Below are 19,236 nucleotides of genomic sequence, written 5' to 3'. Positions count from 1 at the left end.
GGGTTATGTTATAACTATACATTTTGACCGTAGGTTAACACCTACGGCTAAACATGTTAATTCCCCTTCGGGGATTAGGTCTTAATTATATACACCTCTTGGACAAAACTCTTTTGGTGGAATAGCAAATGTCTACAATTCAATTTAGTGATTTACAATCGCATAAGATATTTCAATTTTTAACAATGCAAAAAGATATTTATATAGGCTGCCACAAAAATATTTATTCCACCGACAAGTCCTCCGCCACACGATAGCCAAACAGTTGTTCTGTAAAACGTTTGGGGGTTTCTTGTAGTGCAAATTCGATAATGTCGGCTGGAATATCCTGACGCGGGTAGGCAAAGTATTTTTGTGGCAAGTGTATTTTTTTCGCATTTGTGAATGAAATGTTTTTGGACATTTTTACTCCGTTGTGCAAGTTCCACAACGATTCTTTTTGCGCGTTTTTTACAAGTAAAAGATTGCTTTTTCTATGTGCTGCATAACGGGGCATGTTTTTGCTGGTGTGGACTTGCATAAGTTCAGCTAAATCATAAAAAAACAAACTCTCCTTTTGCGGTTTTATTCGCGACGCGGCGTTGTGATCGATACATGTTAGCCATGGCTTTTTGGGGTGAAAAGCGACTTTATCAAAAATTCTCGTTTCATGAAAACGCTGTATTTTTTCTCCGGTAATTACGTCCCAAATTTGTACGCCGTTGCTGGTGGCGGCGGCTAAATATTTCGATGTGGTTGTCAAAGCACCGTCATTGATATATTGATCCCTAAACTGTGCGATGACTTTACGTTGTTGTAGGTTCCACAGGGCAATGGCACTTGGATTTACCAAGACTAAGTTTTTCCCTGTTGCGTCAAAGAAAATTTTATTTACCGGATTATTGGTGGCGACTTGACAAATTCTCCTGCCCGATGTGGCGTCCCACAAATCTATTTCGTTATCACGCGCCCAGGCCAAAATACTTTGTTGCGGAGAAAATGCCAAGAAAGTCTGTGCTGCACTTTGGTGGTTTGGGCTAGAGATAACGCGGCGTTTTTTTCCGCTGTCGCTGTCCCACAGAACAATCGAGACTTGATTTCCGGAGACACTTACTCCGACACTTTTTCCATCATGGGAAAAAGCGACTTGGTCGAGACGTTTATCACCAGGGTCTAAAGCATGGCGTAGCTTGCCAGTGGTTGTTTCCCACAGGCGTACCAGTGGATCTTGGAATTCCCCCGCACTAGCAAGAATTTTGCCATCATGGCTTAACGCTAATGACTTGATTTCTCCATTGTATCCTTTGAAAGACTTGTGCAGTTTGTTGGTGTGGGTATCCCAAATGCCTAGTTCGTCGGCGCTAGAAAAAGCCAAAAATTTACCTTGAGAACCCATGGCGATATGTTGATAACGTTTTGCTGGTAAGAATACTCGTTGGGGTAAAGGTCGAATTTTGCATAGTTGCAGTGTATGCTGTGCGTTGGTATATGCGAATGTAGTGCCATCGGGTGCAAGAGCCAATTGTCGCATATTTTTTTGTATCGAAGTTCTTAGCCTACGTTCGTTGCGCACATCCCAAATCTCATAGGTATCACCGCCATCAATGGCCAGGATAGCGCCGTTTTGGCTTAATAAGCGCGCGTAGACTCTTTTTGTGGTATTTAGAGTATAGTTGTGTGATTGTTTGCTATAAATATCGCTTAGTTGTACATTGATATTCTCATATCCGGAAAGTAGTGCTAGGGTGCGTTGGTCGTTACAAAAATAAGTGAGCACTCCGCGGTTTTGTGTTGGTAACGTTTGCAGAAGTGTGCCGTTATCACTACTCCAAAATTTTATTTTGTTATCATTTCCCGCGGAGAGCAGTACGGGCTTTGTCGGAAAAAAAGACAACGAATTGATTTTGTTTTGGTGTCCAGGCAATTTGTGTAAGAGTTTTCCGGTGTCGGTGTTATATAGATAAATTTGTTTATGAACAGTGCAAGCTAGAATAGAGTCGTCACTACTGAAAGTGAGTTTATCGATATTTTTTTCATAAATAATATGCTGGGCCTCTGCGGTTTTTGCGTTCCATATAATGAGGGTTCCCTCTTTACTACTTGTGGCCAAAAGCCTTTTCCCAAATGCCATTTTCTTCGGCAAAATTACGTGACGAAACCACTCTTTTAAAGGTGGCTTTTGTTTTTCTCCGTTAAGAGCGTCAAAAAATTGGATATTTTTTTCGATTCCTCGGGCAGATACAATTACGGATTTGCCATCCGCACTGAAACGAGCTTTCATGGAAGTTGTACGCGCATCACTAGTGATGGTATATAGTTTTTTGCCATTTTTGCTATCCCACGCTACAACCGCTCCCAAGAAATGTTGATGAGCGAGGAGAATTTTTCCACTGGGGTGAAAACACAAAAAAGAACTATGCATTTTAGTGGGGATTTGCAGTGTTAACTTGGCTGCGGCAATATCAAACAATTCGATGTTTTTGCTTGTTCCGCAAGCAAGCAAACGGTCATCGCGGCTAAAAGCTACTGCGGTAAAACGTTGATAGCGCGTTACGGGAATTATTAAATCTACTTGGTGCTTTTTTAGATCCCAAACAAGAGTGTTGCGTTGTGAACACGAAGCGAGAAGTTCTCCGTGGTAACTAAAGGACAACTGTATAACGGCATTTTTGTGTGCAGATAGAATCTTGTTGCGATTGTTTTGCAAATTCCACAGGCAAATATCATGATCTAAAGCGCCACTTGCTAGCCATTGGTTGTCGGGACTAAACGCTAGAGTGGTCACATCATCTTTATGACCTACAAGCTCTCTTTGTTTTTTTGCTCGCGCAACACTATATAGAGTAATTTTTTCGCTTTGATCGCTAAGGGCAATCGTTTTTCCATCTGAGCTTATGGCCATTATAGGACGCTCGACTTTACCGATTTTTATGGTAGAAATGAGTTTTTTTAGAACAAGGTCATACACCTCGATAAAACCACCCCCCGTTAAAATGGCTAGAATATTGGCCTTACTTGAGGCTTCTATTTGCAATGGTTGGTGTTGCATCGTCGGGAAAATGTCGCGTAAAAATACACCATCCTGTGCTCGCCACAGTTTGATGCTTTCGTCATAGGAGGCACTGGCGAGTGTCTGACTATTGTGACTATACTTAAGAGCATAAATCTGCGCACGGTGTGCGTTTTTGGCAGCGTTTTGTCCGAAAACACTTTTGCTGTGGCTATATTTTTTCCATAACGTAGCACTGTGCCACATACTTAACCGAACATAGGTGTGCGCTTTTTGACGCAGGCTGTGTAGTGGAGGATATTCTTTCACTACCTGTAAGGCCTTACCCGCGTAAGCTCCACATTGCTCCCATTTCTTTTGTTGGTATGCTTCTTTTGCCTTTTGCAAAACAGTTTGTGCCAGAGAGCGACTTTGTACAAGATTGTGCTGATACTCCTCGATTTGTTGACGCCCCTTTGTGTGTAACCACAAATAAATGGCATTTTTTTTGGCATAAATACGCATTTGCTCGGACAAAGATTCTGCTGTTATTCGTAGCTTTGAGAGCTTCTCTTTGTATAGTAAAACACTTGTCGGGATGTGTCGCGTTTGACGATATTTTTTCCACTCCGCATCCTGGAAATGGATGTATTCTCTTAGGGCGTTTACAGCGATTTCATTTGTATATAAATCGAGAGCGGCCAAACAATAAGAGATTTTGCGCATGATTTGCGTTCGCTGTGGTGACTTAGTGGCACTAAGCGTTTTATCAAGCAGATTTGCCAAAGGTAGTACCACACTGCTGTACTCAGGGATTTGTGCGATGTCCATTTTTTGCTCATGCAACATATTGTAGATAAATTGCACAGCACCCTGGTATGTCAAAAACTGTGACTCTTCCAAAAGCTTTGACATGTGAATAACAGCACTACGCGTCAATGGTAGATGGTCGTTTCGCGGTTGTTCGAGAATAAATTTTTGTATCGCTGCGCAAGTAGAACGTTTGATTTCTGCGTATTTTTGTTCATCGAGATACAACATTTGCAGTAGCCGCGGATTGAGTACCTTATGCGCGGGAAAAAACATAAAATCTCCGTCTCCACCTAAACTTTGGTAACGAGGAGTTTGCAAGGCGTCTATGCGCCGATCGTTGACTAACGTCGTTCCCATGTAATAACCGAGGTCAGAGGTAAGAACAATACCATCCTCGCGACCGACAAGTCCTTCCAACGCTTGCAGGAAAATTGCGGTAAACGGTGAATGCCCGCGCAAATTGCGATTTTTTTGCGCGTAGATACTGGAAAGACGTAATTGATCGGCAACAACTTCGCCCCCTGTTCCGGCAGTAACAATCTGAAAACAGCGTCGTCGAAAAACACGGTCAATGTTTTCGCCACGATGAAAATCCATTTTTACATCGAACGCGCCTAAACGCGGACGAAATGGCGGAGAAAAAATAGAGCCACTAAAGCAACAATCCAAAACCAAAAACGTGTGCTGTGCTCTGCACTTCGCAAGTTCTTCGGCAAGCCACCTAAGAGAAATCGCAGTGGATTCGTTGTGACTGTCTGCCGCAACAATGTACCCTGGTATACCATGGCCAGCAAAAAAAACAAATAGCGCGTCGTCTTTATCCACTTGCGATAGACGTACTTTGTAATTGCCTCTTTCTTTTCCTGAACGCAACATCGCCAAGTAATCGGCAATCGTTTGTTTATTCACAGCGCGAATGCTCCATTTTTCCGTAGTTCTATATATATTCTGTGGCGAAGTATCGGTCAAGAGTACCACATCGTCAAAACCATAACGGCGTACGAGAACCGACGCAACCGCGGCGGCATCGAAATTTGGTCCTTGCAGATCGCTATATTTTTCATATTGATTAATACCAATGACCAAAGCGTGTTTTTTGCCGTAGCGTAGACGTTGCCGGAAGTCGTGGCTTGCTCCAAGAATGGTTAAACCTCCAAGAGATTTAGACTTGTGAAGGCCAGAAGCACGCGTCTTTTCTGTAGGATAAAGATCATCGATAAGCTTTTGCACTGATTGGGAGGAGGATTGCAATGCATTTTTGGCGAGAGTCCGTATCCATTCTCGTGAATCTTGGATTGCGATTTTTTGTAGTACTCGTGTCAATGTTGGTGAATTTTTGCTGAGCATAATCAACTCATGCATTGCAGCGGTCGATTTTTGTTGGTGGTCACTACACAGAGCGATAAAAATTTCGTGTAGTTTTTCGTTGCTCTCCTGAGCAAAAGCCACATTGTTTACTAGAAAAACCATAACAATAAAAAGTACTTTACGCCATACAGACAGCGTTGTTTTTGTTGTTAAAGCGCGAAGCTTTTTGATTGTTATTTGCGATTGAGAAAAGAGAGTCTTCATAAATTTGCCCATCGTTGCCGAAAACATTTTGATTTATGTTCTAATATTCTTCAAATCTACCTAAATTTTGCTAGTTATTGCTCACCATAAGCGCCTAAATATTACATTGTTTTGGATAAACGAGACGATTAGTTTATACTAGTACAAAACTCAAAAGCCAACGTGCAAAAAAAGTTGACGCAAAAAATATTTTTGATATTATTTTTAATTATATAAAATGAAAATATGACCTTAATATACACATTGTACCTCTAATTGAAACCCAATTTTTATTTTTTAGATTGATGAAATAGTGAACGAAGAAAAATTCAAAAAACTATGGGGAAATTTGATAAGCAAGGATAAAGGTGTTAGGGGAACTTACAAAATACAAGAAACCTTTTCAGATAAGAACACTATTGCTCCTGAGAAAAACGAAAAAAATACTGAAAAAAGTAGGGAGAAAAACAAGTCTGATTGGACTATATGTCAGGAAGGATATTTCTATTTTCGATGAGTTGGAAAAACTGAATCAGTACTACTTTAGTCCAAAAATGGTAAAAACTTGTAGCGAAGAAAAGTTTGCTCAGATAAAAGAATTTCTTATTCTGTGTAAGAAAACTGGGAAAACCACAAAAACTTTGCAAATTGCCGAAGTGCTTAGTCGAAATATACAACACGATGCCAACTACGAAAAACAAATAGACAGCAACTTTTATTTTATCAAAAGTTTTTACAATGCGGTACTTGACCACAGAAAAATATACAAAAGTCAAGCTTCTCGAAATATACAAAAACAAGATTTTTTCGTAACGAAAGAGCTATCCTTAAAAGAAATTTTAGAAATAAAAATTAGACAACTTCAGGCACAAAAATAAACATACCCAAATCGATTTATATTTTTTATGGTAATCAAAACACCTCATTTTCATGCAGTAGTTGCCATTTAACTCCTAGCCATGACGTAATTTAATTATCATACCTAGACGATTCCGCCATACCAAATTCAATCTCCACGTTTGATGTCCATTTCAATAGATAGACAGACCAATATAAGATGTAGACCAAAAAAAATACTTTGCTATAATTGTATTTTTTAAATAAATCAAAATAATTTAGAAAATAAAAGTGAAGACTCCCATTCTAACTTTTTAGCGGGAGTAAAAAAACACAGAGATTACAGAACGAATTATAAAGCAACAAAAATATGACAATCCTTAGGTTTTTTAACAAATTTCTCTGCGTGCTCTGTGGTTCGTTTATTCATGATGTAAGACGCCCTCAAATCCGTTAAGCGCAATAGGCATTTACCTGACATTCCATCAGAGAGAGAAGTGAAAGAAAAGGGAATTCTGTTGGGAGAAATGCAGGCAAAGTTATTGCAAAAAATAGAAGAACTGACTTTGTACACCATCGAGCAAGAAAAGAAAATACAGCAAATGAGTAAAGAAAAAATAAAAATGGAAAACAAATTGCTAAGACGGATTGAAAAATTAGAAAGTGCTGTCAAAAATAAGTAAATCAATCTTCACAGTACAATAGAACTTCAGAAAGGAAAATAATGCGTAAAATAGTTGTTTTATTATTCTGCCTATATTCGTTTATATTTGCAGCTGAATTGACACTTGGTGGAAGTGCAAAAAAGTACTACCCTGTATTTTTTTACGATGATGCCTGGGCACGAGGGGCATTTGATGTTCATATTTATCGTCAAGTTCATGATGGAACCACTTGGCATGGAACTCTAATTGCGAAATTTCGTTCACATGGTGATCGCCTGAATGGATCTTCTACTTCTTTTGCTGAAGCGGATATTCATTACTACATCCCGAACAAAACCACCAACGCAAACTTGGCCTCTAACTTTATCGCTGGTTATACATATGCCAAGCACCACAAAGGACTCATCGTATGGTTGCGCGGAGGTACAAAATACTCTTTCAGTTTTGCTGCTGGTCGCGGGAAGTCAAGAGCCATATATAATAGTGGGAGTAATATGGAAAAACCGCTAATCATCAAGACTTCACCAAAAGAACAGTACTATCCCCTAGATAAAGTAAAAGAATACGTTAACAAGGGGAGAACCATTGATCAAATCAATAGCAAAGTTATTAACATAGGTAACACGGCAGCCATAAGAATTAACGGGGATAATCAGGGGGGGGATTTTTTAGACATATCGGCTCCAAATTTTCGCTTAAATAATACCGGGATATGGACTAAGGGGAATGTAGGTATTGGCACTACAAATCCATCTGCGGGTTTGCATTTACAAGGTACAGCTCTTATACGAGCTAGTTCCACAAGCCTATTGGAGATAGAAAGTCTTTCTGGGGAAACTGATATTAAGTTTCGCGACCCCAAAAATAATCAAAGCTGGCAGGTAGGAAGCAATAAAAACGGTTTTTATATTTATGATGACAAAGCTGCGAAATACCGTTTTAACTTGAACAAAAATGGTAATATCGGAATTAATACAAAAAATCCTGAAGGGACATTACATCTTGGTGGCAGTGTCCCGCGATTAGTCTTTGGCGAAGAAAGTAAATATGCTATTGATATTAATGGTGGTCGATTTAGATTAAAGTCATTAGATAAACATACGTTTATTGAAATGTCGGGAGCATCCACGACCCCAAAGGTTCAAATCAATAGTGAATTACTAATACTCAAAAATGTCTCTATAAATGGTAGACTTCAGACAACAGCTGGTGTACACACCGGTGGCAAAGACATATATTTTGACTATAACCATACAAATAATGGCCATGGTATAGGTTTATACCGTGCAGCGTACAACCATGGTAATGAAAATTATCCTGCCAAACTTTTCGCTGGAGAAAATATAGATGGTCCCGTTGCTTATGGATGGTCAGGGGGTGCCCTTGGGAGTAAAGATGGCGGGGAAAAAATTGCTTTGCGTTGGGACCAAAACCAAAATGTTTCCATCAAAGGAAATTTAACCGTGGAGAAAACCTTACATGCCAATCATGTATCAGCAAAAAGTCTCAATATAACCGAGAATTTTGATGCGAAAAGCCTACATATAGATAAAGAAGGTTGGGTTGGACTCAATATGGCTCCGGAAAAAGGCTACACATTATCCATCAATGGCAATGCACAAATCAAAGGCAAGATAATTACCCGAAGCCATGTTCACACCCAGGGCAACGATGTCTACTTTCATAATGACAGTAATGATTTGGCTCATGGGATCGGTATGTATCACGACACCAGGAAGTTTGCCAATACAAATGTGAATGGACCTGTTGTTTATGGCTGGTCTGGTGGCGCACTGGGAAGTACCGATGGTGGACAAAAAATTGCTCTTCGATGGGACAAAGATGGCAATGTGGGTATCGGAGTTATGAATACACAAGGTTCTAAACTCGCTGTTAAAGGAAAAATTACCGCGGAAGAGATACGTGTCATTAACATGAAAAAATGGGCGGATTTTGTCTTCGCTGATGATTATAAACTTTTGCCGATTAACGAACTTGAACAGTCCATTAAACGCAACAAACATCTACCGAACATTCCATCAGAAAGAGAAGTAAAAGAACAGGGAATTCAGTTAGGAGAAATGCAGGCGAAGTTGTTGCAAAAAATAGAAGAACTCACACTTTATACCATTCAACAAGAAAAGAAAATCACAACGTTACAGCAACAAAAGAATACGTTAGAAAGCAAGGTGGCGAAAATGCAACAAAATGAACAAAAAATAGATGTCTTGCAACAAAAATTGGATTCTTTGCTGAGAATGATAAACCAAAAATAATTTAAGTAACTCCTTGTTATAAAACCTCAATCACCGAGAATAGTTGCAACTGTTGTGTTCTAACAATTCGTTTTACTTTTCTCGGTGATTTGATATAAAGCAAAGTAACTCCTTTTTATTATTCCCAGTGGCGCAACGATAGATCTATTTAGACCAAAAGTAACCGTAAATTATGGTAGTGTGGTATATAATTTTAGGGAACATTTGTTTTGTCATAATTCTCGGTAAAGCAGCGTCGTATTGAAAAGCAAATGACAACACAAAATCTTACTTGAAAAGGAAGCCCAACATGGATTTTTTTTCTAACCCAAATATAACATTGATAGACAAATTAATTGTGTTTGCCTATCGAAATGAAGGTATGGAACCTGAAAAAGTGATTCGTTCTGTTGGCGCCGAAGATCATATCTACTACTACAATGGTTACTGGACACAATACGGCGAAGAGATCACTATCACTCGCGCAGCATACAAAAAAGTTCTCGCAAAATACAATGTCACATCAGAAAATGTTCGAGAAAACGCTCGTGTATTATCTGCGGTGGGGGACGTTTCTACTAAATTAACCGTTTTGGAGCAACAAGTGAAGGTATTACTTGCTTGTATCAAAAAAAATTTTTCTATGCAGTTGACATTTAACGAAAAAAGCGGTCGTGAGGTAGTGAGAATCAGTCGTAAAGGGAACAATACCTGGATTCATCTCAACGAAAAAGAAAATGATTGGTTAAATGGCGTCTGCCAATTACCTGGCTGGTGTAAAAACGGTACATACTGGACGAAAACAGTTCAAAATTGGGATTTGTGCGGTAGCGCGGTGTAAGTTTATACTGCGCTACCGCATGTTTTTTTTGCAAATGTTTATTGTGATTCAACAATGAATTTGAAAGAACGCTCTCCTTTGAATTTTACAATTGAACTTTAACGAAAAAAGTGGTCGCGAGGTTGTCAAAATTTGAGTGGATTTCTAATGGATGACCAGAGTTAGGATGTAAATTTTATGAAAAGTGAATTATCAGGGGCGTCACCTTCTCACTTAACAAATATTTGCGGCGATTGCGGATTTAATAAAATTTTACCTGAAGATGAAGAGTGCATGAGTTGCGGGGCGCCTATTTACAAACCAACTCAGCACAAAAAGCAAGTTTCTTTTGACACCGTACTTATTGAATTAGTTTCTGAACGAAAAACTTACAATATTGGAATTCCTCCCGAAAGACTTTTTGGTCCTTTTCGCCGTTATCCATTTTGGGGTTTTTTTGGAAAAGCTAAAATAGAAATTGTGGATGAAGGGATAGTTGTTATTGGAAAAAAAATGCGTGGTGGCTTTGTGTTTTTTTTTATCACAATGTTATTTATAGTCGCTATATTCTTGTTGCTATTGGTAAAGACTATGGGCATTTTTATCGTTTTCTTTCTAGCTTTATCTGGTATAAAAGGAATGGAAGAAATTCGAAAAGTTAATAGTGAAATTACCATTCCATTTACTTCTATCATCGCTGTTACAAGCCCAAATAAAAAAAGATATCTCGGTATTGCTGTATCAATTAAAGATAAAAGGGTAATACAAAAATTTACCTTTCAAACCATTTCTGATGCTCGAGACTTTTGTTCTACTCTGACAGAAAAAGCATCTCTTCACACCAATACAAAGGATTTTTATTTATCTACGGAACACAATCCGGCACGAGTAACTTATGGCGTTGTCGCTCTGTGTATTCTTAGTTTTCTTCCTTTTACTCTAGACTACTTTAGTATACTCCATAAACTTCCAGACTACTTTTGTATACCTCATGAATTTCTAACATGGCCCTACATGTTTTTCGGAGAAGAGCGTATAAGCAACTTTGCATTGTTGCTGTCAGGTAAAGTATGGATTCTTGTAACCACAATATTTGTACATCTTAACTGGATAAGTTTTTTATGCCACACGTCTATTTTTCTGGTGCTAGCTAAAAAAGTGGAACGACTACATGGTTCTTTGTATTTGATGAAGTTAATTTTGATTTTTGGACTTTCTGCAAATGTAGTACAGGTATTGTTTTTTGATAATAGTCCTAGGGAATTGGTGGCAATAAACTATGGTTTATTTGCTTATATATGGATGTACGGTAAGTATACCTTCCATCCAAGTTTTTGTATCAGTAAACCACTAATGATTTTTTTTATATTTTTCCTTTTTGCTAGTGAATTCATGGCAATTTTTTCTCTAGAAAATGGCATTCGTGAGTTTCCATGGGCCGTCCAGACTACATTTACTATTTATATGTTGATCGGTCTGTACTGGGGAATTTTTATTGGTTTTTTCCTTGGTATTTTGTACGTTTCTTGGGAACAAAGTCGTTACTACTTTAACAAAATCTTAATTATCGCTTTGCTATATACTTTTTTTACTGTAATAGCAATACAACTTAATTTAGAAGTTTTATGGTTGATAAACTATTTTGTGCAGATCGCATTCTTTATTCTTCTATACCGTTTTCAACCTTCCCTTTCTCATTTGAATCGAAATCTAGAGAATGCACCAAGATAGTTTTGTAATAAAAGCAAGAGTCGTAGCAAGAAGCTATGGCTCTTGCTACGAAATTCAATCAATTAACAACTCCATAAGCACATTCATTTCACGTTGGTAGTAATCATTGCCATTGCGTTCGTCAAAAGCGACCGCCAAGTCGCGTGTTTTCTTCATAAACCAGTACTTCAAATCCGAAACACCGTATATCTGCTCTGGGTTGTGGAGGATAAAGTTTTTCGGCATAGATACATTAATTCGATCTTTGTTAGTGTTGCTAAAAAAACAAGTGGCGGCAAGGTAAAACTGGAAGCAATAAAAGTCGTTGTGTATCCCAAAAGCAATAGGAATGTGTTTATCAAACAGCTTTCGGCATTCTGCGTCATCTTTTTGGTAAATTAGATACATAAAATGTTGTGCCAGTGTTTCGAAAAAGCGTCTGTTTCCGTAAACATTCTCATAACCCAATTGATGATATTTTTGCGCTTCTTTTATCTTGCCCAACTTCAACGCAGGTATAATGAGTTCTCCTGGTGTTAGTGCTGGTGCTTCCGAGCATCCCCACCACGAATGTTCTTGGTCTAGAATTTTTTTCGCTTCGGCAAATGCCTGGCCGTATTCTTCCATAAATACGCGATAACGCACGGAGTTGTAATGTTCACAGCTTGAGCAATCGCTATATTCGCCACGCGATGTTTGTTGGCATAGAGCATAGTATTTTTTCGCTGTTTCGCGATCAGCCATGGTCACGGCTACTATGTAGCGCATGTAGTGAATCGTGTGCATGCTGAGTTGATACTTTTGCCAGCGTTGTTCCATATCGTTGATGATCGAGTGTATTTGTTTTTTGTTGATGTAACTACATTCTGGTAGTGAATACACCAACCACTTAAAGGACCACAATAAATCACGATCGTTGTATATATCGGGTAGTTGATCGCACTGTGTGAGACACCATGCATAGGCGGCAAGCATTTTGTCGACATAAGCTGTGATTTCTGTTATGCTCAGCATGCGTCGGCGTGCACGAAATCCAAGATCAATATCGTTGTGGCTATCTGCAAGACGCGCAGCTTGTTCTAGTAAGAGAATTTCACTCTGGCTATCTACATAGAATGTTTGTGACATGAGATCTTCGTATTTGGCGATGTATGACATGATTTCTCCTTTGGCATGTAGATTGTCGTGGGTTTATTTTTCAATACGACGGTGACTTCGCATATAAAAAAATTTTGCCCAATGGTACGAGAGTTATGCCAAACAACGCAGAAAACATCGCCAAAAAAAACAGCCCTGCACATGCAGGGCTGACAAGATTTTTGATGAATGACAGTCTTCGTTACTTATGTTGCAAAAGTTTTTTAATTTGTAACATCTCTTGTTGCAGATGCTGGTTTTTCTGCTGCAAACTTTGGATCTGCTTGTTTTGCTGAATGGTATACAATGTCAATTCTTCAATTTTTTGCAACAGTTTTGCCTGCATTTCACCTAACTGAATTCCCTGTTCTTTTACTTCTTTTTCCGAAGGAATCCCAGGCAAGTGCTTGTTATTTTTGATAGACTTTTCGAGCTCTTGAATTGGCAACAACTCGTAGTTCTCGGCAAAAACAAAATCCGCCCAGTCTTCCATGTTAATCACGCGTATCTCTTCCGCTACGATTTTACCTTTAACAGCGAGTTTAGAACCTTGCGTATTTGTAACTCCGATTCCAACATTACCTTTTAGATAAACGTTACCGTTTTCTTGTATACTGGCGCCACTTCCCACATCTAACTTCTTATAAATTTGCACGCGATCTTTGTTCCAGTGTAAAGCTATTCTTTCTCCTTCTTGCTTAGTACCAAGTGCACCACCATTATATCCGTACACCACCGGGCCGTCTACGTTGGTTTTGGCAAATAGTTTTTCTTCATGATTACCATATTTACCATGGTACATCCCAATTCCGTGATTGGTATCTGTGTTATTTGCGCCCAGGTAGATGTCTTTTCCTTGAGTATGAATACCTTCTTTAACATGGAGCATATTCGTTATTGTTCCGCTTATGTGTATATTTGGAGTAGATAGATGCAGATAATTGCTTGCAATTTCTATATTTCCCTTTGCATTGTCTATTTTGAATTGTTGTACATTATCAAATGAGCGTGAAAAAATTGTTTCACCTATGATGACGCGATTGAACTTTGCTGCACCATTTACATGGAGTTTTTCAGCAGGATTTTTTATACCAATTCCTACCTTGGTATTGATATAGAGATCACGCGTTGCGTTTAGCTCGACATATTTTTCGCTGGCAGAACCGCCACCTAAAGTCATCACGATCTTTTCTTCTTTATCTTTCCAATATACTTTGGAAAGGGTATTGGTAAATTTTTCTGTATCAGGAGGAATAAGTTGAAAATCGGTACTGATTATTTTACCTACTTGCGAACGACCAATACTTTCATAGCCACCTACGCGCAGAAGAACAGTATTTACATCAGCAGATAACACATCGGCGAGAACAGTGTTTTGGTGAAAGAAACTGATTTTTCTTTTTTTCGAATCTATATCTATGCTTAAAGTACCGATCTCGTCGCTTTTTATTTGTGGAGTCACCAGATAGTTTTTAATGTATGCTCCGCCCTCCACATGAAGGCGTTGAGTTGGATTTTTTGTTCCTAATGCCAGTTTTTGAGAAAAAATGTGACCGTCTGCTTTTATTTCCATTGCTTCATGACCATTGTTTGTAACGCGAAAAAGACTTCGTTTTTTTACCTGGCCACCATTGGCGATACCAACAAATTGGAATATAGGGCTATTATCATTATCTTTTTGTACTTTTGCATGAATTACAAATTCGGAGTCGAAGGAAGTTTCGATGAACGGTTTTGTACCAATAAACCTTATCTTAAAAAAATTATCTGCATCTGTACCTTGAATGAGGAGTTTTTTTCCCACTAAGCCATCTTGAGAAAAAGCAATCGCGGGTAAAAAAAATATGACCAAGTAAAGCACTCTTTTCATTTTTTGCTCCTGTTTCTTTGAGTGTTTTTCTGATATGTAGATAACAAATTTATATTAATACTTGCTCTTATCCCATCCTATCCGCATCCCTCTCCCTTTTCATCGCAAAATCAATAGACATAGATAGGAGAAGGAAATGGATAGGGACGGTAAACGACGTCATTATTTTATTTGTTGCAATTGTATAAGTTTTTTTAGTTCTTGAATTTGCTTTTGTTGCGCCTGTAACCTCTTGTTTTGCTCAATTGTATACAGAGTAAGTTCTTCGATTTTTTGCAATAACTTTGCCTGCATTTCTCCCAGCTGAATTCCTTTTTCTTTTACTTCTTGTTGCGAAGGAATGCCCGGTAAATGCTTGTGCTTTTTAATCGATTGTTCTAGTTCGTCCATTGGTAAAAGTTCATAGTCATCGGCAAACACAAAGTCCGCCCAGTCTTTCATATTGATGATACGCACTTCCTGAGCAGTAATTTTACCTTTAACAGCGAGTTTAGAACCTTGGGTATTTATAACTCCGATTCCCACATTGCCGTTTTTGTCCCATCGAAGAGCAATTTTCTGTCCGCCTTCGGTACTACCAAGTGCACCTCCATAGTAGCCATAAACCACAGGTCCGTTCACATTTACATTGGCAAACTTTTTAGTGTCGTGGTACATACCTATACCATGAGCGAAGTCGGCACTGTTGCTATGGAAGTAGACATCGTGGCCCTGGGTATGAACATGGCCTCGAGTAACTACCTTGCCTCTGATTTGCGCACTACCATTGATGGATAACGTGTAGCCTTTTTCCGGAGTCATATTGAGTCCGACCCAACCTTCGTTGTCGATTTGCAACGTTTTCGCTTTTACCGTGCCAGAAACATCTAGATTTCCCATGATGTTGGCATTGCCTGCAACACTTAGATTTTTATTCATCGAAACATTCTGGTTTTGGTCCCAACGCAAGGCAATTTTCTTTCCGCCTTCGGTACTACCAAGTGCACCACCCCACCAACCATAAACCACAGGTCCGTTTACATTTATATTGGCGAATTTCTTAGTGTCATAATACATACCTATACCATGGTTCATATCAGTAATTTTGCTATGAAAATATACATCTTTGCCTTGTGTATGAACGTAGCCGCTAGTGATTATATTGCCATTCACGTCCAATGTAGCAGATGGATTTGTCGTACCAATACCAACACGTCCAGAAGACATATTCATAAAAAGAACATTGGCTTTGGCGTTGTTGCCGAAACTGCGAAATTGGATATTTCGTGGAGTTTTATTTTGTGTTCTTTGTGAAGTGCTCAAAACCAATTGATTCTTTGCGCTGTCATCACTCACCTGAAAAACATGTTCGTTATCACTACCTACACGCAAATTACCAACGATATCTAGGTGAGTTGTTGGTTTAGTTGTATGAATTCCAACATAACCACTTTTATTGATATTGAAACGATACTTAGCAACTTTGTCATCGTGGATAAAAAAACCAGTACTGTTGCTTCCCACCTGCCAGCTTTGGTTGTTTTTAGGATCGCGAAATTGGATATCGGTTTCCCCAGACAAACTTTCCATCTCCAATAGACCTGTAGAGCTTGCGCGTATAAATGTTTTTCCTTCTACATGCAAATTCACGGATGGATTATCTGTACCAATACCGACACGCCCAGAAGACATATTCATAAAAAGAACATTGGCTTTGGCGTTGTTGCCGAAACTGCGAAAGTGGATATTTCGTGGAGTTTTATTTTGTGTTCTTTGTGAAGTGCTGAGAAGCATTTGATTTTTGGCATCGTCATCTGTTACCTGAAAAACATGTTCACTGTTACTTCCCACACGGAAACTACCAACAACGTCTAGTTTGGCGGTAGGATTTTTGATGTTGACTCCGATATTACCGTTTCTGTTTATATTGAAACGGTACTTCGAAGCTTTGTCATCGTGAATAAAAAAACCAGTGCTGTTGCTTCCCACCTGCCAGCTTTGGTTGTTTTTGGGATCGCGGAATTGGATATCGGTTTCCCCAGACAAGCTTTCCATCTCCAATAGACCTGTAGAACTCGCACGTATAAACGTTTTTCCTTCCACATGTAAGTTTACTGACGGGGCATAGGTCCCAATTCCCACACGGCCTTTTACAAAAGTATCGCCGCCAACAACAACGTTCTTTGGATACAAGTTTCCTGCTTTGCCTACGTATGGGTCTACTTGTGTCTGTTTTTTAATGCTAAACGTTTTTGTGGATAGTGTCAGATTTCCTCCGGCAACTTCTCTGATCTGATTCCCTTTACTATCTTTGTATTCTTTGCTTGTATTCATAACTTTCGCTGAAGTATGATCATATTGCGTGTTGCCTCTTAACCACAGAACAATCCCATGATATTGAGATTTGTTAATATCTGCACTGTAGCCAGCGATGAATACCCCTATTTCTTGATGGATCCGCGCTTCTTCAAATTTTACCCAGCCATATCTATTTGCACGCCACTGGAATTTGGCGTCCAAAGACTCTACTTTTCCGCCACCAAAATTTTTGTAGCTTCCAAGACGTAGAGTGTTTGGTGCATCAGTGGATTCAAAATAAACAGGGTAGTAATTTGTGGACTCTCCACCTAGTTTAAGTACATCGGCAAATGCCAAACTCCCCATAAGTAGTAAAAGCAAGAGGCACTTATTCATAAAATTCCTTTCTGTTGTTTTATATAAATATGTAAAAAATTTTTATTTCTCGATATCTAAAAAACTATTCGTTACTATACAATTTTGCGGTAAAATCGCTTCCCGCCTTGGCAGTAAAACCCTCCTGAAGAAGTATCTCCTCGCCTGCACGAAACTCTACGGTTTCGTGGTTATCTACGTAAAAACTTCCTCCAGCGTGAACACTGTAAAGTCCAATAACTTCCAATTGCGCGACATTACCAAATTGTTCTCGCGAACGCAAGTTTACCTCTAGAGAAGCACTTGCTTCCAAGCTAGTAAAATCTTTCATGGCCAGTAATCTTTTGTCGCTGTTCATCTCTTCTTGACTTGGCTCGCGACCAGCAAGAGAAAAGTACAACTTCTTGATTTTTCCTTCGGCTAAATTCGCTACCTGATCGCGCAGTTTGAGCAAATTGTTTTTCTTCATGTAGTCGACATAGTGGGATCGTTCATCCGCTGTCGGTTGACGTAACAAGATTTCATCAAAAGCGCGATTCACCTCGCGCACAGCAAAATTATGTGTTTGCGATTTCGTTGGGAAGGGATAAAGTTTGTTGGAAAAATAACGGTCCATCACCGAAAGAGTACGCCCACCACCTATGGCGGGGTATATCTCCAAAACGCCATTGGCTTCCACAATGCGATACGCTTTTTTGGGTACTTTGGCCGAGGATTTTAGTTTACTATTTGTAGGAAGAGTCGTGTACAAGTGCCAAGGTCCATTGCGACCAGTAATTGTTGCTTTGGTATCTACGTCAATATTTTTTTGCTTTGACAGAACTTTGTGCAAACTTTTGTAATCTTTGGCCTTTAAATATTTTTTGTATTTGATATTTAAAGTTCCCAAGCGGAGTTCCTTACTCTCTTGTGCCAGTTCTAACATTAAGGGATAGCACATAATAGAATGTTGATCAAATTCGCTCGCGGTATATCGGGGAACAAAAATACTACGCATATCTATTTTTTTTGTTCTTCTTGGTATAAATCCAAAGATCCATTCTGTTTCATATGTGACCACTCTACGAGCTATGCGCGTATATTCTTGCTTGTTTAGTACATTACGATATACATAATCTCTCACTTCTTTATCGGTCCATTCTCGTGGCCCATTTTTTCTGTAATATGAAAAAACTTTGTCTTTGTCCCACTTTACGTCAAAATGTGGACTCATTTGCTCATGCATAAACCCCATGGCATGGCCAAATTCATGAAGAATGGTTCCATACTCATAACTTCCTTTGCGAATCTTTTTTTTACCATCAACGATCTCAAAGAAGTCTTTTGGTAAATACGCATTCCCGTCACTATCTAACTTATAAAAAGAAAGGTTCATGCTCGGAACTTTTTTTTTCGAATCGGTACCAACAAATGAATTGTTTTTGGTTCCGGCCATAATATTGACCGTTATTTGCGCCTTGGGATGATTGTCAAAACGAAAATCAATCCCACAACACTTTTCCCAATTGTCCTCAACAATTTCTTGGATTTGTTGTTTAATATTGTCGTCATCAATTCCCACAAAACGAACGTGTAATACGCGCTCTTTCGCCGGCCACAATAGTTTTTTTACACCTACCAGAGAAAGCCCTTCTTTTTCCTCAAAGGACTGCTCGGTAAACCCTTCTCCTGAATCGAGAGTCGTGCAAATATCCTGAGCATATGAAATACTCATCAAAAAAAGCAGGGCTATACATATTTTGAACATCGTTTTCCCTTTTTAATTGGATTGAATTCTTGTAGTAGATGGATTATTTTAACGACTTCGGTTGTCGTTATCGAATAAAAAAAATAATCCACTTGCCTCTCCCTTTTTGTTTCTCAAAAATGTGGTCAGATAGAGAGAAACAATTTATCATCCTGAGGGTTTCCCTTACTTTTTTGTGAATTACTGCGGTGAATCTTAGTTTTTTATTCTC

Annotated in this window: 10 protein-coding genes; 5 read left to right on the top strand and 5 right to left on the bottom strand. The window is 38.9% G+C overall.

The genetic code is table 11. The features are described 5' to 3' along the window. Window positions 1–223: 223 nt before the first annotated feature. Entirely contained in the window at window positions 224–5,353 is a 5,130-nt protein-coding gene (locus UABAM_RS23250) for a caspase family protein (RefSeq protein WP_173013517.1), read from the bottom strand. Window positions 5,354–5,700: 347 nt separating this feature from the next. Between UABAM_RS23250 and UABAM_RS23245 the strand changes: the two genes are divergently transcribed. The 5 genes from UABAM_RS23245 to UABAM_RS23225 all read left to right on the top strand — a co-directional run bounded on the left by UABAM_RS23245 (window position 5,701) and on the right by UABAM_RS23225 (window position 11,640). After that, window positions 5,701–6,210, top strand: a complete 510-nt coding sequence (locus tag UABAM_RS23245) for a hypothetical protein (RefSeq protein ID WP_151970389.1) — start codon at window positions 5,701–5,703, stop codon at window positions 6,208–6,210. Between the two features lie 456 nt (window positions 6,211–6,666). Then, entirely contained in the window at window positions 6,667–6,852 is a 186-nt protein-coding gene (locus UABAM_RS23240) for a hypothetical protein (protein WP_151970388.1), read from the top strand. 41 nt (window positions 6,853–6,893) lie between these two features. Then, entirely contained in the window at window positions 6,894–9,110 is a 2,217-nt protein-coding gene (locus UABAM_RS23235) for a hypothetical protein (protein ID WP_151970387.1), read from the top strand. A gap of 289 nt (window positions 9,111–9,399) precedes the next feature. Beyond that, window positions 9,400–9,930 carry a hypothetical protein gene (locus tag UABAM_RS23230; RefSeq protein ID WP_151970386.1) on the top strand — a complete coding sequence of 177 codons (531 nt, stop codon included), beginning with the start codon at window positions 9,400–9,402 and terminating at the stop codon, window positions 9,928–9,930. Window positions 9,931–10,107: 177 nt separating this feature from the next. Next, the gene (locus UABAM_RS23225) at window positions 10,108–11,640 is read left to right on the top strand and encodes a rhomboid family intramembrane serine protease (protein ID WP_151970385.1); all 1,533 of its coding nucleotides are present in this window, start codon (window positions 10,108–10,110) and stop codon (window positions 11,638–11,640) included. A 54-nt stretch (window positions 11,641–11,694) separates the two neighbouring features. On the opposite strand, the gene UABAM_RS23220 is transcribed toward UABAM_RS23225, so the two are convergent. From UABAM_RS23220 to UABAM_RS23205, 4 genes are all read right to left on the bottom strand, one after another. Next, window positions 11,695–12,777, bottom strand: a complete 1,083-nt coding sequence (locus UABAM_RS23220) for a hypothetical protein (RefSeq protein WP_151970384.1) — start codon at window positions 12,775–12,777, stop codon at window positions 11,695–11,697. A gap of 181 nt (window positions 12,778–12,958) precedes the next feature. Next, complete coding sequence (locus UABAM_RS23215) at window positions 12,959–14,626, bottom strand: hypothetical protein (RefSeq protein WP_151970383.1); 1,668 nt, start codon at window positions 14,624–14,626, stop codon at window positions 12,959–12,961. Between the two features lie 162 nt (window positions 14,627–14,788). Then, window positions 14,789–17,299 carry a hypothetical protein gene (locus UABAM_RS23210; RefSeq protein ID WP_151970382.1) on the bottom strand — a complete coding sequence of 837 codons (2,511 nt, stop codon included), beginning with the start codon at window positions 17,297–17,299 and terminating at the stop codon, window positions 14,789–14,791. 64 nt (window positions 17,300–17,363) lie between these two features. Next, window positions 17,364–19,025, bottom strand: a complete 1,662-nt coding sequence (locus UABAM_RS23205; RefSeq protein ID WP_151970381.1) for a 3-coathanger stack domain-containing protein — start codon at window positions 19,023–19,025, stop codon at window positions 17,364–17,366. Window positions 19,026–19,236: the final 211 nt, after the last annotated feature.

Origin of the sequence: Candidatus Uabimicrobium amorphum (assembly GCF_009002475.1) — a bacterium.
Classification (GTDB): Bacteria; Planctomycetota; Uabimicrobiia; order Uabimicrobiales; family Uabimicrobiaceae; genus Uabimicrobium; species Uabimicrobium amorphum.
The sequence above is the reverse complement of the archived record's forward strand: the minus strand, read 5'-3'. Positions and strand labels throughout refer to the sequence as shown.